This is a genomic window from Vagococcus sp. WN80Y (genome assembly GCF_059621045.1).
The window spans coordinates 1-896 of sequence record NZ_JCAQHY010000041.1; the positions used below are offsets into that span (position 1 = coordinate 1).

At 44.6% G+C, this 896-nt stretch carries 1 protein-coding gene; it reads left to right on the forward strand.

Annotated features, from left to right (window positions below):
- Positions 1-896: MSCRAMM family protein (locus tag AC5KOD_RS02535; RefSeq protein ID WP_496912971.1), on the forward strand; the 896-nt coding region annotated here is incomplete at both ends.

Below are 896 nucleotides of genomic sequence, written 5' to 3' on the forward strand. Positions count from 1 at the left end.
ACAGCAGGAGGAACGATTAAGACAGGCTACTTGTCAGCAGGAACCTATACGGTAATAGAAACAGTGGCTCCAATGAATTATAAACTGGCAAGTCCAGCGACTCAATCGGTAACTCTCACTAAAGGAAAAGATGAAACAGTCACCTTTTTTAATGAGCGTCAAAAGGGAAGTATTCAGATCACCAAAACCGATGACACAGGCAAACTCCTTCAAGGAGCCACTTACGAAATCAAGAATAGTGCCGGAGTGACGGTTGTCCCAAGTACTATTGCCATTACGAATTCATTAGGGGTGTATTTGAGTCCAAGTCTGCCAACAGGCGAGTATACGGTCACAGAGTTAGGCGCCCCCGTTGGTCATGATGTTCTGAAAGGCACCGCAGCCACGAAACCTGTCTCTGTGAAAACAGGAGAGATTGGAAAAGTAGCATTTGCCAATGATCGACAAGCAAAAATAGTGGTAGAAAAGCGGGATAAAGACACTAAAGCACTTCTAGCAGGAGCGACCTACGAGGTGAAAAATAGCGCAGGAGCAGTCGTCGCTGGGGGAACTACCACAGCAGGAGGAACGATCAAAACCGGCTACTTATCAGCAGGAACTTATACAGTAATAGAAACAGTGGCTCCAACGAATTACAACTTGCCAAGTCCCGCCACCCAATCAGTGACGCTGACTAAAGGAAAAGACGAAACAGTGACGTTTTTTAACGAACGTAAAAAAGGTGGACTTCAACTTATCAAAGTAGACAGTGAGAATAAAACAAGGAAATTGGCAGGTGCTCTCTTCGACATTGCCAGTGACAGTAAGGGGACCACGATTTTATATAAAAATCAGAAAACCTCTGCCTCTGGTGAAATCAATCTGCCGAATTTACCAACCGGTGAGTATTATGTGAA